Consider the following 22,295-nt stretch of genomic DNA (forward strand, 5'->3'; position numbering starts at 1 on the left):
GGCAGAACGAGACCGTGATGAACGGGGCGCTGATCGCCGCCCTGCCCATCGCCGTACTCGGCGGGCTCGTCTCGTTCTTCTCGCCGTGCGTCCTGCCTCTCGTGCCCGGCTATCTCTCGTACGTCACCGGCGTCAGCGGCACCGATCTGGCGCAGGCCAGGCGGGGACGCATGGTCGCCGGAGCCTCGCTCTTCGTGCTCGGCTTCACCGCCGTGTTCGTCTCCGGCGGCGCGCTCTTCGGCTTCTTCGGCCAGACGCTCCAGGCTCACAGCACCACGCTCTCCAAGGTCCTCGGTGTGCTGATGATCCTGATGGGGATCTTCTTCATGGGCCTGATGCCGTGGATGACGCAGCGCGAATTCCGTATCCACAAGAGGCCGGTGACCGGGCTGGCGGGCGCACCGCTGCTGGGTGCCCTCTTCGGGATCGGCTGGACCCCGTGCCTCGGTCCGACGCTCAGCTCGGTGAGCATCCTCGCGATGGACCAGGGCACCGCCGGACGCGGGGCGATACTGACCATCGCCTACTGCCTCGGGCTCGGTGTGCCCTTCGTGCTCGCCGCGGTCGCCTTCCGCAAGGCGCTCGGCGCGTTCGGCTGGATCAAGCGCCACTACGCATGGGTCATGCGGATCGGCGGCGTCATGATGATCGCGACCGGGCTGCTTCTGCTGACCGGTGTGTGGGGCAGCATGATGCAGGAATTGCAGGGCTGGTCCGACGGCTTCACGGTGGGGATCTGAGTTCCAATGAGCGACACCAAGACCAACGCGGCCGAAGAGCGCGCGAACGAGCGCGAGCGTGAGAGCCGGCAGGAGCGGGAGAACGCGGCCGAGCTCGGCGCGGCCGGCTCGCAGCTGTCCACCGCCCCGCGCGAGGAGGCCCTGGCCACGCTGCCCGCCATGGGCGTCATCGGCTGGGTGCGCTGGTTCTGGCGCCAGCTCACCTCGATGCGGGTCGCGCTGATCCTGCTCTTCCTGCTCTCGCTCGGGGCCATCCCCGGCTCGCTGATCCCGCAGAACAGCGTGGACGAGCTGAAGGTGCAGACCTTCAAGGAAGCCCACACCACCGTCACGCCGATCTACGAGAAGCTCCAGTTCTTCGACGTCTACAGCTCGGTGTGGTTCTCCGCGATCTACATCCTGCTGTTCATCTCCCTCATCGGCTGCATCGTGCCGCGCACCGGCCAGTTCATCGGCCAGCTGCGCAGCCGGCCGCCGGGCGCCCCCAAGCGGCTGACCCGGCTGCCTGCCTACACGACGTGGCGCACCGACGCCGAACCCGAGCAGGTCCGCGAGGCCGCGCTCGCGATGATGCGCAAGCGGCGCTTCAGGGCGCACGTGGACGGCGATGCGGTCGCCGCGGAGAAGGGCTATCTGCGCGAGGCCGGGAACCTGATGTTCCATATCGCGCTGATCGTCATGCTGGTGGCCTTCGCCACCGGGCAGCTCTTCAAGTCCGAGGGCGGCAAGCTGATCGTCCAGGGCGACGGCTTCTCCAACACGCTGACGCAGTACGACGACTTCAAGTCCGGTTCGCTGTACGACACCGACTCGCTCGCCCCGTTCAGCTTCACCCTCGACAAGTTCGTCGGCACGTACGAGCGCAACGGCCCGCAGATCGGCACGCCCCGCAAGTACGAGGCCCACGTCACGTACTCCGAGGGTGCGTACGGCAAGCCGAAGAAGGCGGTCATCAAGGTCAACGAGCCGCTGGTGGTCGACGGCTCCAAGGTCTATCTGATCGGGCACGGCTACGCCCCGGTCGTCTCCGTCAAGGACGGCAGGGGCAAGGAGGTCTACAAGGCCGCCGTGCCGCTGCTGCCGATCGACTCGAATGTCACCTCGACCGGTGCGATCAAGGTGATGGACGGCTACAAGGACGGGACCGGCAAGAGGGACCAGCTGGGCTTCCAGGCGTTCTTCGTGCCGACGTTCGCGGGCAACGGCAAGGGGACGATGTTCTCCCAGTTCCCGGCCGCGGACTTCCCGGTACTGGCCCTCAACGGGTACCACGGCAGCCTCGGTGTCGACTCCGGACTGCCGCAGAACGTGTACCAGCTGAACACCTCGAAGATGAAGCCGTTCGAGGACAGCAAGGGCGACAAGCTGAAGCAGCGGCTGCTGCCCGGCGAGACGATGAAGCTGCCCGACGGCGCCGGATCGATCACCTTCGAAGGCGTCGAGCAGTGGGCCAGCTTCCAGATCTCGCAGCAGCCCGCCAGCGGCTGGGCGCTCACCGGAGCCATCGGGGCGATCGCCGGTCTGGCCGGGTCGCTGTTCATCCAGCGGCGCCGGGTCTGGGTCCGGGCCGTACGGGGAGCGGACGGCGTCACCGTCGTGGAGATGGCGGGGCTGGGCCGCAGCGAGTCCGCGAAGCTTCCCGAGGAGCTGGCCGATCTCGCGGTCACCCTCCATGACATGGCGCCCACCGCGCCCGACGACGCATCTGCCGAAGCACTTTCCGAAGAACCTGCCGAAGGGGCTGAGAAGTGAATCTCGCCGCCGCAACCAACGAGAATCTGGCACACACCAGCAATGTGCTGATCTATTCGTCGATGGCCGTCTACACCCTGGCCTTCTTCGCGCACATCGCGGAGTGGGTGTTCGGCAGCCGCAGCAAGGTCGGCCGCACCGCTGCCGCGCTGACCGGGGACGGGGCCGCCGCCTCCTCGGCAAAGATCCAGGTCCAGGTCGCGCAGAAGGGCGGCGCCACCGCCGTACTGGACCGGCCGAAGATCATCACGAGGTCCGCCGCCGGCTCGCGGGACGTCCCGGACGGCCCCGGTGCCGCCGGGGGCACGTTCAAGGGTGACCTGTACGGGCGGATCGCGGTCTCCCTGACCGTCGTGGCCTTCCTCGTCCAGGCCAGTGGTGTCATCGCCCGCGCGATGTCCGTGCAGCGTGCCCCCTGGGGCAACATGTACGAGTTCTCGATCACCTTCTCCACGGTGGCCGTCGCCGCGTACCTGATCCTGATGGCGCTGAAGAAGAACGTCCGCTGGATGGGCCTGCTGCTGGTCACCACCGTCCTGCTGGACCTCGGCATCGCGACCACCGTGCTGTACACCTCCAGCGACCAGCTGGTGCCCGCACTGCACTCGTACTGGCTGTGGATCCACGTCTCCACCGCCATCATCTGCGGCGCCGTCTTCTACATCGGCGCGGTCGCCACGCTGCTCTACCTGTTCCGCGACAGCTACGAGAGCAAGCTGGCGAACGGCACCGAGCCCGGCTCCTTCGCCCAGTCCGTGCTGTCCCGGCTGCCCGCCGCGGCGACCCTCGACAAGTTCTCGTACCGCATCAACGCCGCCGTCTTCCCGCTCTGGACGTTCACGATCATCGCGGGCGCGATCTGGGCGGGCGACGCCTGGGGCCGCTACTGGGGCTGGGACCCCAAGGAGGTCTGGTCCTTCATCACCTGGGTCGCGTACGCCTGCTACCTGCACGCCCGCGCCACCGCAGGCTGGAAGGGCCGCAAGGCCGCCTACCTGGCGCTGATCGCGTTCGGCTGCTGGCTCTTCAACTACTACGGCGTGAACATCTTCGTCACCGGCAAGCACTCCTACGCCGGCGTCTGACCGTTCCCGCGTACGGGTGCGGAACGCGCCCCACCGGGCCACGCTGGAACCATGACCGACGCACTCCCCGTGATCGAACGTGGTATCGCCGAGACCCACGGTGACCACCACCTCCTGCGGTTCGTGCTCCGGCTGCCCCACCCCGTCCCACGGGTGTGGGCAGCCGTTGCCAGTTCCGAGGGGCTGCGGGGCTGGCTCGCCGCCGCCGACCCGTTCGAGCCACGCATCGGCGGGGCGATCACACTGCGATGGCTCAATACCGACCCGGACGGGAACGCCACGGTCGCCTCCGGCACCGTCACCGCCTGGGACGTCGAGCGCGTCGCCGAGTACACCCTCGAAGGGGTGCACGGCCGGATCCGCTTCCACCTGGAGCCGCCGCGCGGCGAACACGTGCTCCTGCGCTTCAGCAACGAGTTCCACGGCGACGACGCGCTGCGGCTGGACTGCCTGGCGGGCTGGCACAACCACTTCGAGTACCTGGTGGACGCCCTGGACGGGCACCCCGCCGACTGGTCACGGTGGACCCTGGCCCGATGGCGGGAGCTGCGTGAGAGCTACGGTGCGGAGGACGGCGGCAAGCAGTTCTGAGCCGGGGGCTTCGCCTCCGGCCAGGCGATCGCCACGAACCGCTGGGAGACGGTCGCCTGCCCGGAGGGGACCAGCTCCACCACCGGCACCGCCTTGTTGTACGGGTTGCCGTGATTGTCCAGACAGATCCAGCCGCCGGCCCCCGACACCCGCAGCGACGCCTTCACCCGCGGCCACTGCACCGAGGGCGCGGCCCGCCCCCGGACCGCCGATCGATGCGCGTGGTGCACGCGGCCCTCGAAGCGCTCGGCCCGCAGGAGCGGACAGCACGGCTGCCCCTGCTCGAACGGCCGGGGCAGCCGCTGTAGCCGTGCTCCTGCGCGCTACGAGGCGGGCGGAGCGGACCCCTCGGGACCCGCCCCGCTCTCCCGGCGCTTGAGCTCCTCCTCGCGGCGGCGCAGATCCGCCTCCCAGTCCTTGAGGAGCGACTCGTCCTTCTTGTTCTCTTCCTTCAGCGTCTTCAGGAAATCCGGATTGTCGTCCGGCGCCACCCACTCGTAGCGGTGGCTGCGGTGCCATTCGGAGGGCGTACGGCCTCCGGCGGGCGCCTGACGCAGCTTGCCGACGGCCAGCCACACGATCGGGCCGACGACCCAGAAGAGCAGGATGATGAAGACCCAGGCGATCTTCGGCAGGTGCTTGGCCTCGTCCTCCGGGGTGTTCAGACAGTCGATGAACGCGTAGATCGTCAGTGCAAAAGGCAGGAGATAGATCAAGGCCCGGAACATGGTGGAAGGGTCCCCCCGCGGAGAGATGGCGGGGCGCTGTCCCGCCCCGGTGACGGGGCCAGGGTAGCCCGTGGCCGATACTGGTCCGCATGGCTTACGACGATCTTCGTTCCCTCCTCCGGGCGCTGGAGCGCGAGGGCGAGCTCAAGCGCATCAAGGCCGAGGTCGACCCCTACCTGGAGGTCGGCGAGATCGTCGACCGGGTGAACAAGGCGGGCGGGCCCGCGCTGCTCTTCGAGAACGTCAAGGGCTCGTCGATGCCCCTGGCCATGAATGTCTTCGGGACCGACCGGCGGCTGCTGAAGGCGCTCGGGCTGAAGTCGTACGCCGATATCAGCGACAGGATCGGCGGCCTGCTGAAGCCGGAGCTGCCGCACGGCTTCGTCGGAGTGCGCGAGGCGTTCGGCAAGCTCGGCTCGATGGTGCACGTGCCGCCGAAGAAGGTGAAGTCGGACAGCGCCCCCGTGCAGGAGGTCGTCCTCACCGGCGACGACGTGGACCTGGACCGGCTGCCCGCACTCTTCACCTGGCCCGAGGACGGCGGCTCCTTCTTCAACCTGGGGCTCACCCACACCAAGCACCCGGAGACCGGCGTGCGGAACCTGGGGCTCTACCGGCTCCAGCGCCACGACCGACGCACCATCGGGATGCACTGGCAGATCCACAAGGACAGCCGCAACCACTACCAGGTCGCCGCCAAGCGCGGGGAGCGGCTGCCCGTCGCGATCGCGTTCGGGGCGCCGCCCGCGGTGACGTACGCGTCCACCGCCCCGCTGCCCGGGGACATCGACGAGTACCTGTTCGCCGGGTTCATCCAGGGCAAGCGGATCGAGATGGTCGACTGCAAGACCGTGCCGCTGCAGGTCCCGGCGCAGGCGGAGGTCGTCATCGAAGGGTGGCTGGAGCCCGGGAAGATGCTTCCCGAGGGGCCGTTCGGCGACCACACCGGGTTCTACACGCCGCAGGAGCCGTTCCCCGCGCTGACCATCGACTGCGTGACCATGCGGAAGCGTCCGCTGCTCCAGTCGATCGTGGTGGGCCGGCCGCCGACCGAGGACGGGCCGCTGGGGCGGGCCACCGAGCGGTTCTTCCTGCCCCTGCTCAAGATCATCGTGCCGGACATCGTGGACTACCACCTGCCGGAGGCGGGCGGCTTCCACAACTGTGCGATCGTCTCGATCGACAAGAAGTACCCGAAGCACGCCCAGAAGGTGATGAGTGCCATCTGGGGCGCGCACATGATGTCGCTGACCAAACTGATCGTCGTCGTGGACTCCGACTGCGACGTCCACGATCTGCACGAGGTCGCCTGGCGGGCGCTCGGCAACACCGACTACGCCCGGGACCTCACCGTCACCGAAGGCCCGGTCGATCATCTCGACCACGCCTCCTACCAGCAGTTCTGGGGCGGCAAGGCGGGCATCGACGCGACGAAGAAGTGGCCCGAGGAGGGCTACAACCGGGACGGGGGCTGGCCGGACATGGTCGAGTCCGACCCGGAGACGGCGGCGAAGGTCGACCGCCGGTGGAAGGAGTACGGGCTGTGAGTGCGGCCGAAGCGACGCTGGGCCCCGGGCCCGCGCAACCGACCGGCAGGGTCAAGGCGTTCTTGCGGCTCGTGATGATCGAGCACTCGGTCTTCGCGCTGCCCTTCGCCTACATCGCCTCGCTGACCGCGATGTTCCACCTCGACGAGAACATCCACTGGGTGCGCCTGCTGCTCGTCACCCTCGCGATGGTCGGGCTGCGCACGTTCGCCATGGCCGCGAACCGGATCATCGACCGCGAGATCGACGCCCGTAATCCGCGTACCGCCGGCCGTGAGCTGGTCACCGGTGCCGTCTCCGTGAAGTCGGCGTGGACGGGCGCGCTCGTCGCGGTCGTCGTCTTCCTCGGCGCCGCCGCGCTGCTGAACCCGCTGTGTCTGGCGCTCGCGCCGATCGCCGTCGTGCCGATGGTCGTCTATCCGTACGGGAAGCGGTTCACCCACTTCCCGCACGCCATCCTCGGCATCGCGCAGGCCATAGGGCCCATCGGTGCCTGGCTGGCGGTCACCGGCAGCTGGTCGTGGGACGCGGTGATACTCGGTCTCGCGGTCGGCGTCTGGATCGGCGGCTTCGACCTGATCTTCGCCTGCCAGGACGTCCAGGCGGACCGCGCGCACGGTGTGTTCTCGGTCCCGGCCCGCTTCGGGATCCCGGCTGCGCTGTGGGGGGCGCGGGTCTGCCATGCGGTGACGACCGGGCTGCTGGTCTGGTTCGGCCTGGCGACGGGTGCGGAGCTGTTCTACTGGATCGGGATGGTGATCGTCGCCGTGGCGTTCGTGTACGAGCACCGCGTGGTGCGGCCGCACGATCTGTCCCGGCTGAACCGGGCGTTCTTCTCCGTCAACGGATTCATCGGGATCGCGCTGTTCGCATGTGCTCTGCTGGACCTGCTGGTGCGCGGCCTCACACCCTGAAGGCGGGGGGTACGGGGCGGGTCGTAGGGCGCGGGCGGCGGAACGCGAACGCCGCGCCCACTCCTCCGATCAGCCCGAACAGATGCCCCTGCCAGCTGATCCCGGAGTCGGTCGGCAGGACTCCCCACAGCAGTGAGCCGTAGACCGCGGCGATCACGACGCCCACCACGACATCGAGCGGCCGCCGGTCGACGAAGCCGCGGACCAGCAGATAACCGAAGAGGCCGAAGACGACGCCGGACGCGCCGAGCGTGACGGTGTGCGGCGGCGCGGTCAGCCAGACGCCGAAGCCGCTGACGACGATGACGGTGAGGACGACGGCGGCGAACCGGCGTATCCCGCCGAGGGCGGCGATGAAGCCGAGGATCAGCAGCGGGACCGTGTTGGAGGCGACATGCTCCCACCCGCTGTGCAGGAACGCGGCGGGCACGATGTCGAGGAGTTCGGCCGGCTCGCGCGGGGTGATGCCATAGGTGTCGAGTGCCTGGCCGGTCGCCGTGTCGATGCCTTCGAGCGCCCACAGCAGTGCGATCCAGCCCAGCATCACCGCGCCGGCCGTCGTCGCCCGCGCGGAGGTGCCTGTACGGGTACCGGTCACGGCCGCCCCCTGTCCTTGGCCTGTCCATGGCCGTCGACGGCCTGTCCTTCATCTGTCGGAACGCGCGGAGCCCCTCGCTGGGTTCCGCAACTCCTGCGCCGGATAGGCTCGGGGGTGTGGAATCCGGGACTTCAGTGAGTCAGCAGCAGCGGCAGCCTTGGATTGTCGGGGTTTCGGGCGCTTCAGGTACACCATTCGCCGCCGCCGTGCTGCGTGGTCTGCTGGCCGCGGGCGAGAGCGTCGACCTGGTGGTGAGTCGGGCCTCGCGGCTGACGCTGCTGGACGAGACCGGGATCGCCTTCCGCGACGCACGCTGGCAGGAGGACCTGCGGAGCTGGCTGGCACGCGGCGCGGACGGGAAGCCGGACACCTTCGAGGTGGGCGATGCGGAACTCGACGGCGTACGGCACTGGGCGGCCGGTGATCTCGCGGCCGGGCCATCCTCGGGGTCGTACCCGGCGAAGGGGATGCTGATCGTTCCCGCCTCGACGGCCTGTGTGGCCGGAGTGGCGCTCGGGCTCTCGAAGGATCTGCTGCAGCGGGCCGCGAGCGTGACGCTCAAGGAGCGGCGGAAGCTGGTCGTCGCGGTGCGCGAGACTCCGCTGAACGCATCGACGCTGAAGCATCTGGTGGCCCTGGACGAGGCGGGCGCCGTGGTGCTGCCCGCCTCTCCGGCGTTCTATGCGGGCGCGACGCACATCCAGGATCTGGTGGACTTCGTCGCGGGGCGGGTGCTGGACGCGGCAGGGGTGCCGCACCAGCTGTACCGCCGGTGGGAGGGGAAGCTCGGTGGCTCCCGTGACTGAGGCCGGGTTCGCCCCGGCGGGACTCAGCGCTTCTTCGGGGCGCGCGGGGTGCGGGTCTTGTCGATCCGGTGCGCGGCGGCGGGCTGGTGGGCACGCGAGCGGTTGGCCAGGTCCTGCAGCTCGCGCATCCGGGCGTAGGCCATCTCGATCGTGTACACGGTGTTTTCACTCCTGAGGATTCGAAAGCACTTCTTGGAATATCTGAAAGATTTACAGGGCGTGAGCTCTGTATGCCTTAGATTCTACACGTAGACTCGCGGTACTGCTGAACAATGGAAGGTTTCAGTCATATGGACGCGGTGGACAGGCAGCTCATCCAGGCTCTGAGGGAGAACGGCAGGGCCTCGTACGCCGAGCTGGGACGGCTCGTCGGGCTCTCCGGGCCCAGCGTCACCGACCGCATCAACCGGCTGGAAACCGCCGGTGTCATCACCGGTTACCGCGCCACTGTCGACGCCGCCTCGCTCGGGCTCGGGGTCACGGCTCTGATCGGCATCTCGCTCTCCGACGCCGCCGACCACGAGGACGTCGCGCGCCGGCTCAAGGACCTCGCCGAGATCGAGGACTGCTGGTTCATCGCGGGCGAGGACTCGTTCATGCTCAAGGTGCGGGTCGGTGACGTCGACGGCCTGGAGAAGACCATCCGCCGGCTCAGCGGCACGAAGGGCGTCTCCCGGACCCGTACGACGATCGTGCTCTCCACCAAGTGGGAGAACCGGGTCGGGGAACTCCCCGAGGAGTCGTAGGCGTAACGTGGTGGAGCCCCCGGGGGACCGGGGGTTTCTGCCGGTGTCACGGCGGAATCCGGTGGAACGCACAGCACGTCAGAAACATCTGGGAGGCAGCCGCATGGACGTTGGGCTCAAGCGCGAGCTGGAGGAGAAGGTCCGTGCGGGGGAGCGGCTGAGCCGCGAGGACGGCATCGCCCTCTACGAGTCGGACGACTTGGCCTGGCTCGGTGGCCTCGCCCACGAGGTGCGCACGCGCAAGAACGGCGACGTCGTGCACTTCAACGTCAACCGGCACCTCAACATGACGAACGTGTGCACCGCCTCGTGCGCGTACTGCTCGTTCCAGCGCAAGCCGGGCGAGAAGGACGCGTACACGATGCGCATCGAGGAGGCCGTCCGCCTCGCGAAGGCGATGGAGGGCGAGAACCTCACCGAGCTGCACATCGTCAACGGGCTGCACCCCACCCTCCCGTGGCGCTACTACCCGCGTTCCCTCAGCGCGCTGAAGGAAGCCCTGCCGCAGGTCTCCCTCAAGGCGTTCACCGCCACCGAGATCCACCACTTCGAGACCATCTCCGGGCTCTCCGCATCCGAGATCCTCGACGAGCTGATCGAGGCCGGTCTGGAGTCGCTGACCGGTGGCGGCGCGGAGATCTTCGACTGGGAGGTCCGCCAGCACATCGTGGACCACAACACCCACTGGGAAGACTGGTCGCGCATCCACCGCCTCGCGCACGAGAAGGGTCTGAAGACCCCGGCGACGATGCTGTACGGGCACATCGAGGAGCCGCGTCACCGCGTCGACCATGTGCTGCGACTGCGCGAGCTGCAGGACGAGACCGGTGGCTTCCAGGTCTTCATCCCGCTCCGCTACCAGCACGACTTCGTGGACATGAAGGACGGCAAGGTCCGCAACAAGCTCCAGGCGCGGACGACGATGGCGACCGGCGCCGAGGCGCTGAAGACCTTCGCGGTCTCGCGTCTGCTCTTCGACAACGTCCCGCACGTCAAGGTCTTCTGGGTGATGCACGGCGTGCAGACCGCCCAGCTCGCGCTGCAGCACGGCGCGGACGACATGGACGGCTCGGTCGTCGAGTACAAGATCACGCACGACGCGGACAACTACGGCACGCCGAACAAGCTCGGCCGTGACGACCTGCTGGACCTGATCCGGGACGCGGGCTTCCGCCCCGTCGAGCGCAACACCCGGTACGAGATCATCCGCGAGTACCCGGGGCCGGACGCGGACCGTCGCGAGGCGCCGCAGCCGATGCGCGTCTGACGTCCGGCACGCCCCTGCGTACCGCTGCGTACGAAAGCCCCGGCCTCCGTCCCCGGCCGGGGCTTTCTCGCGTACCGGACGGTTCTTGAGCCGCTCATTCGGTAATGGTTAATCTGCCCCTATGGCACTTACTTTCGAGCTCGACCCCACGTTTGACGGCACGCTGCGGGACGGCATCATCGCGCTCTGGGCCGATGTCTCCAACGCGGGCGGAGCCGTCGGCTTCATACCGCCCGTCACCACCGAGGAGATCCGGCCCGAACTGGTCAAGCACCTCGTCTCGATGGCGGAGGGGCACACCCGGCTGCTGGTCGGGTACGACGAGGAGGGCGCCGTCGCCGCCACCGCCTTCCTCACCCACAACACGCACCGGCTGATGACCCACTGGCTCTGGATCTACACAGTGATGGTCCACCCCCGACACCAGGGCAAGGGCTACGGCCGCGGCCTGATGTCCGCCGTGGCGGAAGCGGCCCGCGGGTTCCAGGGCATCGAGGCGATCCGGCTGACCTGTCGGGGCGGCACCGGCGCCGACAGCTTCTACATGGCGTGCGGATACAAGGAGGTCGGGCGGGTGCCGGGCGCGATCCGGGTCGCCGACGGGGACGACCGCGACGACATCATCATGCTGCTCCCGCTGGGCTGACCGCAGGGGTCATCGGGCTGAACCTGCCCGCCGAAGCATTCGATATCGGGGCATGCTTCACTGGTCGGGCAGGATTGTCGTACGTAGAGAGAAGGCCAGCCGTGTCCGCTGCCAAGCCGAGCGCAACGATCCGGTACACCCTGATGCGCCTCAGCATCTTCGTCGGCTGCCTCGCCGTCGTCGCCGTGGCTGTCACGTACGGTCTGCTGCCCTCCGGACTCGGCGGATCCAACGTCATGTGGGTCATCTTGCTGGCCCTGGTTCTCTCCGCGCCCCTCAGCTACGTCCTGCTGCGCAAGCAGCGCGACGAGATGTCCGCGCAGATCGCCCCCAGGATCGACCGTGCCAAGGCGCGACTGGTGGCGAACCAGGGCCAGGAGGACGACGTCGCGTAGCGGGCGCGTGGAGCCCGTGAGGGCCGCGTGGGGGTCGGGCAAGGGACACGTAAGCTTCCTCACACCCGCAGAGATCTTCTTCGGAACCCCAGTACCGAGCTTCCCGCTCGCGTACTGGGGTTCCGTCGTTTGCCGGGTCCGGGCAGGTCATGGTTTCCCCAAAGAAGACCTTTGAGGATCTCAAAGTTCAAGTGTTAACGTGTTCGGCATGAAGACAGCTGTGCGCCCCCGCCGTTCGGCGAGCATTCCGCTCGTGGCGCGCCTGCATGTCGACCTCTGCCGCTGTATGTCCGCGGTCTGTTAGCCGCAACGTCGAACCGGCACCATGCAGCGGCGCCGCCCCTGACGCGGGCGCCGCACCCCCGTCCCCCCGTCTCGTTTTTGTGCGCCCCGATGCGTCACATCAGGAGTGTGTCCGTGTCCGCGAATCCCGCGTCCGCCACCGCCGGCAAGCCGTCCGGCTCCGGTTTCCGTATACCCAAGGTCCCGTTCTGGGCCCAGATCGTCGCCGGTCTCGTCCTCGGCGTGCTGCTCGGGTGGCTCGCCCGTAGCCAGGACATCAGCTGGCTCTACACCACGCTCGACAAGGTCGGCCACATCTTCGTCCAGCTGCTGAAGCTGGCCGTCGCACCCCTCGTCTTCTTCGCGATCCTGGTGTCGATCACCAACCTGCGCAAGGTCAACAACGCCGCCCGGCTGGCCACCCGCACACTGCTCTGGTTCATGATCACCTCGCTGATCGCGGTCGCCATCGGCCTCGCGATCGGCCTGATCACCAACCCGGGCTCCGGAACCGGCCTCACGCCGAAGGACGGCAAGCTGCCGGAGCACGCCGGCTCCTGGCTCGACTTCCTCACCGGCATCATCCCGGAGAACGTGATCACCCCGTTCACCGAGCTGAACGTCCTGCAGATCGTCTTCATGGCCGCCGTCGCCGGTATCGCCGCGCTCCAGCTCGGCGAGAAGGCCCAGCCGATCCTCACTCTCAGCGAGTCGATCCTGGAGCTCCTCCAGAAGGCCCTGTGGTGGGTCATCCGGCTGGCCCCCATCGGCACCATCGGCCTCATCGGCTATGCGATCGCCGACTACGGCTGGGACCTGATCGGCAAGTACGCGACGTTCACCGCCGACGTCTACATCGGCTGCGCCCTGGTGCTGTTCGGTGTGTACCCGCTGCTGCTCGCCACCGTCGCCAAGGTCAACCCGGTCCAGTTCTACAAGGGCGCCTGGCCCGCGATCCAGCTGGCCTTCGTCTCCCGCTCCTCGGTCGGCACGATGCCGGTCACCCAGAAGGTCACCGAGCGTCTCGGCGTCCCGAAGGAGTACGCGAGCTTCAGCGTCCCGTTCGGGGCGACCACGAAGATGGACGGCTGCGCCGCGATCTACCCGGCGCTGGCGGCGATCTTCATCGCCCAGATCTTCGACGTGCAGCTGGGTGTCGGTGACTACATCCTGATCGCGTTCGTCTCGGTGATCGGCTCGGCGGCCACCGCCGGTCTCACCGGTGCGACGGTCATGCTGACCCTCACGCTGTCGACGCTGGGTCTGCCGCTGGAGGGCGTGGGTCTGCTGATGGCCATCGACCCGATCCTGGACATGATGCGTACGGCCACCAATGTGGCCGGCCAGGCGCTGATCCCGGTGATCGTCTCGGCCCGCGAGAAGATCCTCGACCTCGACCGGTACAACACGGCGACGTCGTCCCCCGTGGACGAGCCGCAGGTTGTGGTTGCCGCCGCCTGACGTCCCCTGGTTCGTCCGGAACGTGCCCTGCACCCTTGATTGGGTGTGGGGCACGTTCCGTTGGCGGAGCTACTCAACCGGATGAGACGGTTCACCATGCGGTGGGGAGCCGGTGAACCTCCCCCGGATTAACCGCGTCTACCTGCCTGCTAGCCGCATCAGGCAACGTTCGCCCTGTTGTCGTCGGGCGGTGTCAGCTTGGGCTGAGTGGCTCGGTTTGCTCAGCGTCGAGCTGGTGATCGGCCCAGACGTAGCTTTCGGGAAGCAGGTCGATGATGGAAAGAGTCCGGAGGCGGTCGTCTGCACCGACGATGACCTTGACGGCCGGGAAATAGTCGAGAAGGACCTGTCGGCACCGGCCGCAGGGGGGAACGACGCCCCGGTCACGGTCGCCCACGGCGACGATCGTGTTCAGCTCGTAGGCGCCTTGGGCGGCTGCCGCGCCGATGAGGACCAGCTCAGCACAGGGGCCTCCCGTGAAGTGGTAAGCGTTCACCGCGGTGATGATCCGGCCGTCCTGGGCGCGGGCCGCAGCCGCCATGGTGTGGTTGTCGCCCCGACAGCGAGTGCGCGCGACGTGGGCCGCGGCCCGAATGAGTTCGTGGTCGACGTGGTGGGTTTGCGTGGTCATCGTCTCTGCCTTCGTAAGATGTCAGGCGACGTTGACCCGATTGGCGATGGCGCGCAAGCGAATATCGGCGGTGTGCTTGTTTCGCCAGACGATGTAGCGGCGGATCATGGTGCCTTGTTCCGCGGAGCAGCAGGTGAGCGTGTCGGTCACCGCGTAACGGCCACAGCCTCCGCAGCGGAGACCAGAACCCGGATCGCATCCAGGCCGAGACCCGCCCGCTTGGCCCGGACGTCCCGTCCGGGGCGGGTCAGGGCTGCTGGAACCCGACCTCGGGGTTGTCCGGTGTCGGGCCGTCCAGGAGCGGTTGGGGTGTGCCCCGCAGATGGAGATCGAAGAAGGCCGCGACGTAGTCCCGGGTGATCCGCATCGAGCGTTCGCCGGAGAGCGGTGCCTCGGGGTCGACCATGCCCAACTGGCCTGCCAACGCGGGGACATCGGTGAAGGTGAAGTGGCCGGAGTCGGTGACGGTCAGCCAGCGCTTCCAGTCGTCCAGCCGCGTCCAGCCGTCGTCCTCGCCGCCGGGATGGTGGTAGGAGGTGGTGCCGAGCAGCAGGAACGGCCTGCCGCCGAGTCCGCCGGCGGGGACCGGGTCGAAGAAGGTGCCGTCCATGTCGACCCCGGCGCGCACGCGGTGGTCGGCGGCCATGGTCGTGGCGGTGGCGTTGTCGCCGATGGAATGGCCGGCCATGCCGATCCGGTGCGCGGATCGGCGTGACGGGCACGACCGGCAACAGCTCCGGCGCCCACATCCACTACGAGCAGTTGTACAACGGTGTCGGTCAGACCATCGCGATCAACGGCCAGTCGCTGGCCCCGTACCCCGGCTCGTACTACAGCAAGTACCTGACCAGCGACAACGGTTGTGGTGGCGGAAAGTACTGGGTGGACACGTTCGCCAATGCGACGGGGTACGCCGCAGCCAACACCGCTGACGCACAGGGCGTACTGAACGCGGGCACGAACTAAGTCTACTGCAAGGTGTGGGGCGCCCAGGTCGGCTCGGGCAGCGCCTACAACCACTGGTGGCTGAAGACTGACCTGGACACGGTCTACGCGGGCAAGAACGGTCGCGGCGCGTACGTCTGCGCGTACTACCTCTCGCGCTGGGGCAACGACGAGGCGCGCGACAACAATGGCACGGTGATTCCGAACTGCTGACGGTCCGGTGGGTGGTCCCGCCCGTTCCCCGGCAGGGGTAGGGCGGGACCGCCCGGGCGAGGTGTGCGCGGGGCGGGACAGCACACGGAGTTCGCGCGGAAATCCGTCCGGAAACGTGCGCGAGCGTCATCGGGAATGCCGCCTCGACGGCGTCCGGCGGGGGTATCGGCAACCCTGTGGCCATGGTCGTGGGGGTGATGGTGCGGCACCCCGCGCAGCCTCTCGGGCGGCCGTCCGCGACGGCGCGCAAGCGCCTCTGGCCTGGGCTTCCACGTCGCGCCGCCCTACAGTTTCCCCATCGTGAAAGGGGATCCGATGGACCGGAACATACGCACGGTCGACGACGTGCTGAAGCTGCTGGACGGCCTGTTCGCGCCGGAGGCCGATCGCTGGACGGCGGACGGGGCCGGCTGGTGGGACGGTTTCTACACCGACCGCTCGAAGCCCGTGCCGTTCTTCGTGGCGAAGCCGGACGAGAACCTGGTCTCGTACCTCGACCGATCCCTGATCACGCCGGGCCGCGCGCTCGACCTCGGGTGCGGTCCGGGGCGTAACGCCCTTCATCTCGCCTCCCTGGGCTTCCAGGTGGACGCCGTCGACCTCTCCCCGGCAGCCATCTCCTGGGCACAGGAGCGCGCCCGCGAGGCCGGCGCCGACATCCGGTTCCGCTGCGGTGACGCCTTCGCCCTCGCCGAAGACGAGTTGGGCGGCCCGTACGACCTGATCCACGACTCCGGCTGCTTCCATCACCTGCCGCCGCACCGCCGCATCAGCTACCTCGCGCTGCTCGACCGCGCCCTCGCCCCGGGCGGCCATCTCGCCCTCACCTGCTTCGCAGCCGGAGCGATGGGCTCCGAACTCCCGGACGCGGAGTTCTACCGCCGGTCCGGCCTCCACGGCGGGCTCGCCTACACACCGGAGTCCCTGCGCCGGATCTTCTCCGATCTGACGGAGGTCGAACTGCGCCGCATGCACGACGAACCGCCCGAGTCCCCGTACTTCGGTGAACCGTTCCTGTGGACGGCCCTGTTCCGCCGCGATGCGCGGACGTCGCCCGGTGGATCACGCACGGAGTGACGGAGCCGGAGTCAGAGCACGCAGAACTCGTTGCCTTCCGGGTCGGCCATCTCCACGTGATCGGGCCTGCCGTCCATGTCGTGCTCGCGCACCACCGTCGCACCCGCTGAGGTCAGGCGCTCGACCGCCTCGACGACGCGCGGCCACCGCTCCTCCCACGGCGTGTCCCGGCCGCCGCCGGCCTGTACGTCCAGATGAACCCGGTTCTTCGCCACCTTCGGCTCCGGCACCTTGACGAAGGACAGCGTCGGCCCCACGCCGTCCGGGTCGCACAGGTACGCGCCGTCGTCCCACTCCTCCTCCGGGACGCCGTGGTGGGCGAACCACTTCTCCCAGCTGCCGAAACCGGCGGGCGGAGGCTTCGGCACGTAGCCGAGGGCGAGCGCCCAGAACTCCGCGAGCCCGGCCGGCTGCGCGCATTCGAGCGTCACGGTCCACCTGGTCGACATGGCTTCTCCTCGGTCCGAGGCGGGTGATGGGGACCGTACCGCGCACCTCTGACACTCACGGACCGTCGGCCTCAGCGATGTCCTTGAGGACGGCATTCAAGCGTGGTCCATGGCGGTCCGGCTGCCGGTCGGTGTGACGGATCCGCCGTTCTTCTCCCCTTCCCTTGTCTGATGAATCGTCAGGTACGACGATGGCACCCGCCTCGAAAATGACGAAGTGTCAGATCCGGATCCGGTCGGGGTGAAAGCGGAGGAAGGGAGGCGACCCGGTGCCGATACTGCCCGCCGGGCGGCTGTCGTACGGGATGCAGCTGCCGGTCCAGTCGCAGAGCGCCATCTATACGGAAGCGTGGGAGGCCTCGGCCGGGCCCGGCGATCTCGCCGAGATCGCCCGCACCGCCGACCGCACCGGCTTCGCCTATCTGGCGAGCTGCGACCACGTCGCGATTCCGCGGCGGCTCGCCGATGTCATGGGCACCGTCTGGTACGACCCGGTGGCCACTCTCGGCTTTCTCGCCGGGATCACCGAGCGCGTCCTGCTGATGAGTCATGTCGCCGTCGTCGGGCTGCGCCATCCGCTCGCCACCGCCAAGCAGTACGCCACGCTCGACCATCTGTCCGGCGGCCGGCTGATCCTCGGGGTCGGGGCCGGGCATGTGCGGGAGGAGTTCGAGGCGCTCGGGGCGGACTTCGGCGGGCGCGCGGCGGCCGCCGCGTACACCTGCGCGCGGCTTGCCTCGGGCGCGAGACCGACGACGTCCTCCGTGGTCCCGCACCCGCCCCGAGGAACGCGCGGCGATCCTCGACCGCGCCGCCGATCTGATGCAGCGCGACTTCGCCGCCAACGCCGAACTCGCCCGGGCGGAGAGCGGCGCGACGACGGGAACAGCCCGGTCCATGCAGGTCGCGGTCGGCGCGGCCCGCTTCCGGCGGTACGCGAGGGGCGCCCTGGAGCCGGTCGAGGAGGCGATCCCCCCGCAGATCAACGAGGCCGGGCCGATGGGCAGAGCGGGTGTCTTCGGCGCACTCGCCGTACGCCAGGCGGTCGGCGTCGTCACCTGCATCACCTCGTACAACAATCCCTGGGCCAACCCGGCCGGCAAGGTCGCACCCGCGCTCGCCATGGGCAACACGGTCGTCGTGAAGCCCGCCCCGCAGGACCCGCTCTCCGTCTACCGGATGGCCGAGGCGCTCGCGGAGGCGGGCGTACCGGCGGGCGTCGTCAACGTCGTCACCGGTTCGGGCCCCGCGGCGGGCGAGGCGGCCGTCGACTCCCCGGACGTCGACATGGTCAGCTTCACCGGCTCCACGGCCGTCGGGCAGCGCATCGCCGAGGTGTGCGGGCGCGGGATGAAGCGGCAGCTGATGGAGCTGGGCGGCAAGGGCGCCGCGGTGGTCCTCGACGACACCGACCTGGACGCGGCGGTGGCGGGCATCGGTACGACGTTCTCCTTCTACAGCGGCCAGATCTGCACGGCTCCGACGCGCGTCCTCGTCCAACGGGGCGTCCACGACGCGCTGGTCGAGAGGCTCACCGCGTACGCGGGTCATCTGCCGGTCGGCGACCCGGCGGCGAAGGGGACGGTCGTCGGACCGGTCATCTCCGCGGCCCACCGCGACCGCATCGAGTCGTACGTCGAGCTGGGCCGGAAGGAGGGCGCCCGGGTCGTCACGGGCGGCGAGCGGCCGGCAGGACACGACCGCGGCTTCTATGTCGCACCGACGCTCCTCGCCGACTGCACCAACGACATGCGGGTCGTCCGGGAGGAGATCTTCGGCCCGGTCGTCGTGGTCGTCCCCTTCGACGACGAGGAGGAGGGCATCGCACTCGCCAACGACAGCGACTACGGACTGATCGACTACGTCTGGTCCGGGGACGTGGCGCGGGCGTTCCGGGTGGCGCGGCGGCTGCGCGCGGGCGGGGTCGGGGTGAACACGACCGGCCGGAACATGGAGGCCCCGTTCGGCGGGTTCAAGAGGAGCGGGGTGGGGCGTGACGTGGGTTCGTACGCGCTGCGCGCGTACAGCGAACTCCAGGCGATCGTCTGGCCGGGCTGAGCGTCGGGGCGGGGCGTCCGTTCGGATATCGGACAAGTGCGGGAAAATTTCGAATCATCATAAATCGGACAGTGCTGCGGTTCTCGTACGATGATCTAATCGAGCGGGACCATCAATTGAGTGGCGATCTGCAATGTTCACATTCAATTCACCTCCGTTTGGCGATAATTGACCCACCAATCCAAGGGTGAGACGCCGGAGTCTCAGACTCCGGATGTGGATATCGCAGCGCATACCGTCCTCTTTATGACTCAGTTGGACGCGCGGCCGCAGGCCGGAGACACGGGCCGGGGCACCACCCCGGCCGACGGCGGTGTTCGCAGCAAGGGCCTGGGCGGCAACTCCGTCGGTCTGATGGGCAGTGCGGTCATCGGCATCTCGACCGTCGCCCCCGTCTACTGCCTCACGTCCACCCTCGGCTCCACCGCGGGCGAGGTCGGCGTCCAGATGCCCGCGGTCTTCCTGGCCGGCTTCCTGCCGATGCTGCTGGTCGCCTTCGCGTACCGCGAGCTCAACAAGGTCATGCCGGACGCCGGCACCTCCTTCACCTGGACCGTGAAGGCCTTCGGCCCGAAGATCGGCTGGATGTGCGGCTGGGGCCTGGTCATTGCGACGATCATCGTGCTGTCGAACCTCGCCGGGGTCGCGACCTCGTTCTTCTGGCTGCTGGCCGGTGAGATCACGGGCAGCGACCAGATCGCCGCCCTGGACGGCAACAAGGCCGTCCACATCGTCACCTGTCTCGCGTTCATCGCCGTCGCGACCGCGATCAGCTACCGCGGCATAACCGCGACCAAGGGCGTCCAGTACGCCCTGGTGGGCCTCCAACTCGCGGTCCTCGCGATCTTCGTGGTCATGGCCATCCAGAAGGCGGGCAGCATCGACTTCCCGACCGGCGCCGACTTCTCCTTGTCCTGGCTGAACCCCTTCGCCGTCGACTCCTTCGCCACCTTCACCGCCGGCCTCTCCCTGTCGATCTTCATGTACTGGGGCTGGGACGCCTGCCTGACCATCAATGAGGAGACCGTCGGCAGCGAGAAGACCCCCGGCCGCGCCGCACTCATCGCGATGGTCGTCCTGGTCGGCTCCTACCTGGCGACCGGCATCGCCGCCCAGATGGCCGTCGGCTCCGGCACCACCGGTCTCGGCCTGGCCAACCCGGACACCTCCGACAACGTCTTCGCCGCACTGGCCGGCCCGATCATGGGCCCGGGCCTCGGCATCCTGCTGTTCGTCGCCGTCCTCGCCTCGGCCGCGGCCAGCCTGCAGACCACCTTCCTCCCGGTCGCCCGTACGGTCCTGGCGATGTCCACGTACGAGGCCCTGCCGGCCTCCTTCGCCCGGGTCAACCCCCGCTTCAAGACCCCCGGCAAGGCCACGGTCATCGCGGGTGTCTCCACCGGCGTCTTCTACACGGTCATGTCCCTGGTCAGCGAGCACGTCCTGGTCGACACGATCTACGCGCTCGGCCTGATGATCTGCTTCTACTACGCGCTGACCGCCTTCGCCTGCGCCTGGTACTTCCGCAACGAGATCTTCCGCTCCGCCCGTGACTTCGCCTTCAAGGGCCTCTTCCCGGTCCTCGGCGGCATCCTGCTCACCGCGGTCTTCGGCAAGACCCTCTACGACATGTGGAACCCGGCCTACGGCTCCGGCTCGGCGGTCTTCGGGGTCGGTTCGGTGTTCGTGATCGGTGTGGGGCTGCTGCTGCTCGGCGTGGTGCTGATGATGGCGATGCAGCGCAGGAGCCCCTCGTTCTTCCGTGGCGAGGTGCTGACGAAGGACACCCCGGCGCTCGTCGTCGAGGACTGACGGCCTGCCCCGAGCGGTCACCCCGCCACCCGCTCCTCCAGCCGTCCCAGCACCCGTAGCCCCGCCCGCCCCACGGCCACGGGAAGCAGAGCGGCGCGGCCCGGGACGCGTACGCCGCCGGTGAACGCCACCAGGGTGTGATCCGGAGCGGTGGCGGACGCAGTGGCCGCCATGCCGATCAGGAGGAAGCGGCTCTGCAGCCATACCCAGCCGGGGCGGCGGATGCCGTCGAAACGGGCCCGCAGGCCGAGGCGGCCCACGGCCACGGCCTCGATGCGGTCGCCGTCCGCACGGGTCAGGCGCAGGCCGCGCATGTCCGGGACCAGCCGGGCCAGTTCGCCGTCCAGGTCCGCGAGGAGCGGGGCGATCGTGTCGTACGGGGCGGCGATCTCGCGGGTGGTGACACGGGCCCCGCGGACGCCCGCCGCGAGGGCGTGCAGGCGGCGGACCGGGTCGAGGCCGGCTGCGACGGGCTGCGGGACGGAGCCCGGGGCGGGGTGGTTGTCGGTCATGACGACCAAGCCTTCCTGAAGGAGTCCCGAGCCCGGTGCAGCCGTGACTTCACGGTGCCTACGCGCAGGCCGAGCAGTGCGGCGGCGGACTGTTCGTCGAAGCCCTCGATGTCGCGCAGGACCAGGACCGCGCGGTGTTCGGGGGAGAGCCGGGCGAGGGTGTCGTCGATGTCGGCGGCCAGCTGCGGGTCGCCGCGGCCGGGCAGCGAGGTGAGGTCGGCGGGGACGGCGCGGGCGGTGCGGCGGGCGACACGGACCGCTTCGCGGCAGGCGATCGCGCGCACCCAGCCGTACAGCGCGGCCGGTTCCTTCAGCGTCCGCAGACCGCGGAAGACGGCGACCAGGGTCTCCTGCACGGCGTCCGGTCCGTCGGCGAGCGCGATGGGCGTGCAGATGCGGCCCGCGTACGGGGTGAGGATGTCGAGGAGTTCGTTCATGGCGATCGTGTCGCCGCGCTGGGCGGCGCGTACCAGCAGCACCGCGCGGTCGTGGTCATCGGACACGGGCGGGGGCTTCCTCCGTCGCGGTCTCGTTCTTCGTGGAGTCGTCCGTTGCCGCCAAGCGGAACGTGGCCATGGACATGGCCAGGCACAGGGGCGTGTACAGGGCCAGGTTGAGCCAGTAGAACGTGTCTCCCGCCCCGTCGTCGAGACCCGCCCGTACGCCGAACGCCCAGGCGACGCCCGCCAGTCCGCGGACCGCCGTACCGCAGCCGACCGCCAGTGTCGCGGCCTGCAGGAGCCGGCCGAGGCGGTGGCGGCGGCCGAGCCGGGCACGGGCCACGACCAGTGCGGATCCGGTCAGCAGCACGGTGGCCAGGGGGAGCAGGGCCGGCGGGGTGAACGGCACGTCGGCGCCCAGTACCGCGTACGAGAGCGTCGTGACGTCCTGCGCGGGCCAGGTGGAGCCGGTGGACCAGAAGAGGTGCAGCAGGGCGTCCGTGGTCAGGACCGCGGCGATGGCGGCGGCGCGCGCGGTGGGGGTGGCGAGGGGGCGGGTCGGGCGCATGACGACTCCTCTGCGAAGAACGGGTGACGGGA

General features: G+C 69.0%; 24 protein-coding genes and 4 pseudogenes. 17 read left to right on the forward strand and 11 right to left on the reverse strand.

Going from position 1 to position 22,295, the window contains the following annotated elements; genetic code table 11:
• Positions 1-17: 17 nt before the first annotated feature.
• The 4 genes from ACGFSA_RS13985 to ACGFSA_RS14000 are packed head-to-tail and all read left to right on the forward strand — an operon-like array spanning position 18 to position 4,168.
• On the forward strand, positions 18-740 hold the full coding sequence (locus ACGFSA_RS13985; RefSeq protein ID WP_393304026.1) for a cytochrome c biogenesis CcdA family protein: 723 nt from the start codon (positions 18-20) through the stop codon (positions 738-740).
• Between the two features lie 6 nt (positions 741-746).
• Positions 747-2,492, forward strand: a complete 1,746-nt coding sequence (locus ACGFSA_RS13990; RefSeq protein WP_393303828.1) for a cytochrome c biogenesis protein ResB — start codon at positions 747-749, stop codon at positions 2,490-2,492.
• Positions 2,489-3,577, forward strand: a complete 1,089-nt coding sequence (gene ccsB, locus ACGFSA_RS13995) for a c-type cytochrome biogenesis protein CcsB (protein WP_393303830.1) — start codon at positions 2,489-2,491, stop codon at positions 3,575-3,577. The genes ACGFSA_RS13990 and ccsB overlap by 4 nt, the downstream gene beginning before the upstream one ends.
• A 51-nt stretch (positions 3,578-3,628) precedes the next feature.
• Positions 3,629-4,168 (forward strand): SRPBCC domain-containing protein, encoded by a 540-nt coding sequence (locus ACGFSA_RS14000; protein WP_393303832.1) that lies wholly within the window; start codon positions 3,629-3,631, stop codon positions 4,166-4,168.
• Here ACGFSA_RS14000 and ACGFSA_RS14005 read toward each other — a convergent pair.
• A pseudogene (locus ACGFSA_RS14005) lies at positions 4,135-4,350 on the reverse strand (hypothetical protein); the annotation flags it as partial. The gene ACGFSA_RS14000 and the pseudogene ACGFSA_RS14005 sit on opposite strands and share 34 nt — an antisense overlap.
• Before the next feature lie 141 nt (positions 4,351-4,491).
• The gene (locus ACGFSA_RS14010; RefSeq protein WP_393303833.1) at positions 4,492-4,896 is read right to left on the reverse strand and encodes a PLD nuclease N-terminal domain-containing protein; all 405 of its coding nucleotides are present in this window, start codon (positions 4,894-4,896) and stop codon (positions 4,492-4,494) included.
• A gap of 89 nt (positions 4,897-4,985) precedes the next feature.
• Here ACGFSA_RS14010 and ACGFSA_RS14015 point away from each other — a divergent pair, with 89 nt between their 5' ends.
• Positions 4,986-6,443 carry a menaquinone biosynthesis decarboxylase gene (locus ACGFSA_RS14015; protein WP_393303835.1) on the forward strand — a complete coding sequence of 486 codons (1,458 nt, stop codon included), beginning with the start codon at positions 4,986-4,988 and terminating at the stop codon, positions 6,441-6,443.
• A complete protein-coding gene (gene mqnP / locus ACGFSA_RS14020; RefSeq protein WP_393303837.1) occupies positions 6,440-7,357 on the forward strand; it encodes a menaquinone biosynthesis prenyltransferase MqnP in 918 nt (305 codons plus the stop codon). Before ACGFSA_RS14015 ends, mqnP begins: the two co-directional genes overlap by 4 nt.
• Here mqnP and ACGFSA_RS14025 read toward each other — a convergent pair.
• A complete protein-coding gene (locus ACGFSA_RS14025) occupies positions 7,347-7,901 on the reverse strand; it encodes a rhomboid family intramembrane serine protease (RefSeq protein WP_393304028.1) in 555 nt (184 codons plus the stop codon). The two genes, mqnP and ACGFSA_RS14025, sit on opposite strands and share 11 nt — an antisense overlap.
• Positions 7,902-8,089: 188 nt before the next feature.
• Between ACGFSA_RS14025 and ACGFSA_RS14030 the strand changes: the two genes are divergently transcribed.
• Complete coding sequence (locus tag ACGFSA_RS14030; RefSeq protein WP_393304030.1) at positions 8,090-8,761, forward strand: UbiX family flavin prenyltransferase; 672 nt, start codon at positions 8,090-8,092, stop codon at positions 8,759-8,761.
• Positions 8,762-8,784: 23 nt separating this feature from the next.
• Here the strand turns inward: ACGFSA_RS14030 and ACGFSA_RS14035 are convergent, their stop codons facing one another.
• Positions 8,785-8,919 carry a hypothetical protein gene (locus ACGFSA_RS14035; RefSeq protein ID WP_266984549.1) on the reverse strand — a complete coding sequence of 45 codons (135 nt, stop codon included), beginning with the start codon at positions 8,917-8,919 and terminating at the stop codon, positions 8,785-8,787.
• Between the two features lie 132 nt (positions 8,920-9,051).
• Between ACGFSA_RS14035 and ACGFSA_RS14040 the strand changes: the two genes are divergently transcribed.
• The 5 genes from ACGFSA_RS14040 to ACGFSA_RS14060 all read left to right on the forward strand — a co-directional run bounded on the left by ACGFSA_RS14040 (position 9,052) and on the right by ACGFSA_RS14060 (position 13,558).
• Positions 9,052-9,507, forward strand: coding sequence for an Lrp/AsnC family transcriptional regulator (locus ACGFSA_RS14040; protein WP_393303840.1), 456 nt, complete (start codon positions 9,052-9,054; stop codon positions 9,505-9,507).
• Between the two features lie 103 nt (positions 9,508-9,610).
• On the forward strand, positions 9,611-10,774 hold the full coding sequence (gene mqnE / locus ACGFSA_RS14045) for an aminofutalosine synthase MqnE (RefSeq protein WP_393303842.1): 1,164 nt from the start codon (positions 9,611-9,613) through the stop codon (positions 10,772-10,774).
• 121 nt (positions 10,775-10,895) lie between these two features.
• Positions 10,896-11,420, forward strand: coding sequence for a GNAT family N-acetyltransferase (locus ACGFSA_RS14050; protein WP_393303844.1), 525 nt, complete (start codon positions 10,896-10,898; stop codon positions 11,418-11,420).
• 101 nt (positions 11,421-11,521) lie between these two features.
• Positions 11,522-11,815 carry a DUF4229 domain-containing protein gene (locus ACGFSA_RS14055; protein ID WP_393303846.1) on the forward strand — a complete coding sequence of 98 codons (294 nt, stop codon included), beginning with the start codon at positions 11,522-11,524 and terminating at the stop codon, positions 11,813-11,815.
• 393 nt (positions 11,816-12,208) lie between these two features.
• Positions 12,209-13,558, forward strand: a complete 1,350-nt coding sequence (locus ACGFSA_RS14060; protein ID WP_393303848.1) for a dicarboxylate/amino acid:cation symporter — start codon at positions 12,209-12,211, stop codon at positions 13,556-13,558.
• A 193-nt stretch (positions 13,559-13,751) separates the two neighbouring features.
• On the opposite strand, the gene ACGFSA_RS14065 is transcribed toward ACGFSA_RS14060, so the two are convergent.
• The 3 genes and pseudogenes from ACGFSA_RS14065 to ACGFSA_RS14075 form a co-directional block, all read right to left on the reverse strand.
• Positions 13,752-14,189 carry a cytidine deaminase gene (locus tag ACGFSA_RS14065; RefSeq protein WP_393303850.1) on the reverse strand — a complete coding sequence of 146 codons (438 nt, stop codon included), beginning with the start codon at positions 14,187-14,189 and terminating at the stop codon, positions 13,752-13,754.
• 21 nt (positions 14,190-14,210) lie between these two features.
• Positions 14,211-14,312: pseudogene (locus ACGFSA_RS14070) on the reverse strand (transposase); the annotation flags it as partial.
• Between the two features lie 124 nt (positions 14,313-14,436).
• Positions 14,437-14,877 (reverse strand): hypothetical protein, encoded by a 441-nt coding sequence (locus tag ACGFSA_RS14075; protein ID WP_393303852.1) that lies wholly within the window; start codon positions 14,875-14,877, stop codon positions 14,437-14,439.
• A gap of 8 nt (positions 14,878-14,885) precedes the next feature.
• Here ACGFSA_RS14075 and ACGFSA_RS14080 point away from each other — a divergent pair.
• Both ACGFSA_RS14080 and ACGFSA_RS14085 read left to right on the forward strand, forming a co-directional pair.
• Positions 14,886-15,347: pseudogene (locus ACGFSA_RS14080) on the forward strand (M23 family peptidase); the annotation flags it as partial.
• A gap of 315 nt (positions 15,348-15,662) precedes the next feature.
• On the forward strand, positions 15,663-16,424 hold the full coding sequence (locus ACGFSA_RS14085) for a class I SAM-dependent methyltransferase (RefSeq protein WP_393303854.1): 762 nt from the start codon (positions 15,663-15,665) through the stop codon (positions 16,422-16,424).
• 11 nt (positions 16,425-16,435) lie between these two features.
• On the opposite strand, the gene ACGFSA_RS14090 is transcribed toward ACGFSA_RS14085, so the two are convergent.
• A complete protein-coding gene (locus ACGFSA_RS14090; protein ID WP_393303856.1) occupies positions 16,436-16,873 on the reverse strand; it encodes a VOC family protein in 438 nt (145 codons plus the stop codon).
• Between the two features lie 269 nt (positions 16,874-17,142).
• Between ACGFSA_RS14090 and ACGFSA_RS14095 the strand changes: the two are divergent.
• The 3 genes and pseudogenes from ACGFSA_RS14095 to ACGFSA_RS14105 form a co-directional block, all read left to right on the forward strand.
• Positions 17,143-17,574, forward strand: a pseudogene (locus tag ACGFSA_RS14095) (LLM class flavin-dependent oxidoreductase); the annotation flags it as partial.
• Positions 17,575-17,605: 31 nt separating this feature from the next.
• A complete protein-coding gene (locus ACGFSA_RS14100; protein ID WP_393303858.1) occupies positions 17,606-18,931 on the forward strand; it encodes an aldehyde dehydrogenase family protein in 1,326 nt (441 codons plus the stop codon).
• 246 nt (positions 18,932-19,177) lie between these two features.
• Complete coding sequence (locus ACGFSA_RS14105; protein WP_393303860.1) at positions 19,178-20,743, forward strand: APC family permease; 1,566 nt, start codon at positions 19,178-19,180, stop codon at positions 20,741-20,743.
• 17 nt (positions 20,744-20,760) lie between these two features.
• Here ACGFSA_RS14105 and ACGFSA_RS14110 read toward each other — a convergent pair whose 3' ends face one another.
• From ACGFSA_RS14110 to ACGFSA_RS14120, 3 genes are read right to left on the reverse strand one after another with little or no spacing between them, the layout of a single operon-like run.
• Positions 20,761-21,255 (reverse strand): hypothetical protein, encoded by a 495-nt coding sequence (locus tag ACGFSA_RS14110; RefSeq protein ID WP_393303862.1) that lies wholly within the window; start codon positions 21,253-21,255, stop codon positions 20,761-20,763.
• Entirely contained in the window at positions 21,252-21,758 is a 507-nt protein-coding gene (locus ACGFSA_RS14115; RefSeq protein ID WP_393303864.1) for an RNA polymerase sigma factor, read from the reverse strand. The genes ACGFSA_RS14110 and ACGFSA_RS14115 overlap by 4 nt, the downstream gene beginning before the upstream one ends.
• Positions 21,748-22,263 carry a DUF3995 domain-containing protein gene (locus tag ACGFSA_RS14120; RefSeq protein ID WP_393303866.1) on the reverse strand — a complete coding sequence of 172 codons (516 nt, stop codon included), beginning with the start codon at positions 22,261-22,263 and terminating at the stop codon, positions 21,748-21,750. Before ACGFSA_RS14120 ends, ACGFSA_RS14115 begins: the two co-directional genes overlap by 11 nt.
• Positions 22,264-22,295: the final 32 nt, after the last annotated feature.

It is taken from the genome of Streptomyces sp. NPDC048496, from assembly GCF_043200055.1.
Classification (GTDB): domain Bacteria; phylum Actinomycetota; class Actinomycetes; order Streptomycetales; family Streptomycetaceae; genus Streptomyces.

Bases quoted from the DNA above. Each gene is read 5' to 3' on its own strand.
- ACGFSA_RS13990 (WP_393303828.1), top strand. From the start codon at position 747: ATGAGCGACACCAAGACCAACGCGGCCGAAGAGCGCGCGAACGAGCGC.
- ACGFSA_RS14060 (WP_393303848.1), top strand. From the start codon at position 12,209: ATGCGTCACATCAGGAGTGTGTCCGTGTCCGCGAATCCCGCGTCCGCC.
- ACGFSA_RS14075 (WP_393303852.1), bottom strand. From the start codon at position 14,877: ATGGCCGGCCATTCCATCGGCGACAACGCCACCGCCACGACCATGGCC.
- ACGFSA_RS14065 (WP_393303850.1), bottom strand. From the start codon at position 14,189: ATGACCACGCAAACCCACCACGTCGACCACGAACTCATTCGGGCCGCG.
- ACGFSA_RS14040 (WP_393303840.1), top strand. From the start codon at position 9,052: ATGGACGCGGTGGACAGGCAGCTCATCCAGGCTCTGAGGGAGAACGGC.
- ACGFSA_RS14015 (WP_393303835.1), top strand. From the start codon at position 4,986: ATGGCTTACGACGATCTTCGTTCCCTCCTCCGGGCGCTGGAGCGCGAG.
- ACGFSA_RS14120 (WP_393303866.1), bottom strand. From the start codon at position 22,263: ATGCGCCCGACCCGCCCCCTCGCCACCCCCACCGCGCGCGCCGCCGCC.
- ACGFSA_RS14050 (WP_393303844.1), top strand. From the start codon at position 10,896: ATGGCACTTACTTTCGAGCTCGACCCCACGTTTGACGGCACGCTGCGG.
- ACGFSA_RS14090 (WP_393303856.1), bottom strand. From the start codon at position 16,873: ATGTCGACCAGGTGGACCGTGACGCTCGAATGCGCGCAGCCGGCCGGG.
- ACGFSA_RS14085 (WP_393303854.1), top strand. From the start codon at position 15,663: ATGGACCGGAACATACGCACGGTCGACGACGTGCTGAAGCTGCTGGAC.
- ACGFSA_RS14105 (WP_393303860.1), top strand. From the start codon at position 19,178: ATGACTCAGTTGGACGCGCGGCCGCAGGCCGGAGACACGGGCCGGGGC.
- ACGFSA_RS14000 (WP_393303832.1), top strand. From the start codon at position 3,629: ATGACCGACGCACTCCCCGTGATCGAACGTGGTATCGCCGAGACCCAC.
- ACGFSA_RS13985 (WP_393304026.1), top strand. From the start codon at position 18: ATGAACGGGGCGCTGATCGCCGCCCTGCCCATCGCCGTACTCGGCGGG.
- ACGFSA_RS14110 (WP_393303862.1), bottom strand. From the start codon at position 21,255: ATGACCGACAACCACCCCGCCCCGGGCTCCGTCCCGCAGCCCGTCGCA.
- mqnE (WP_393303842.1), top strand. From the start codon at position 9,611: ATGGACGTTGGGCTCAAGCGCGAGCTGGAGGAGAAGGTCCGTGCGGGG.
- ACGFSA_RS14010 (WP_393303833.1), bottom strand. From the start codon at position 4,896: ATGTTCCGGGCCTTGATCTATCTCCTGCCTTTTGCACTGACGATCTAC.
- ACGFSA_RS14025 (WP_393304028.1), bottom strand. From the start codon at position 7,901: ATGCTGGGCTGGATCGCACTGCTGTGGGCGCTCGAAGGCATCGACACG.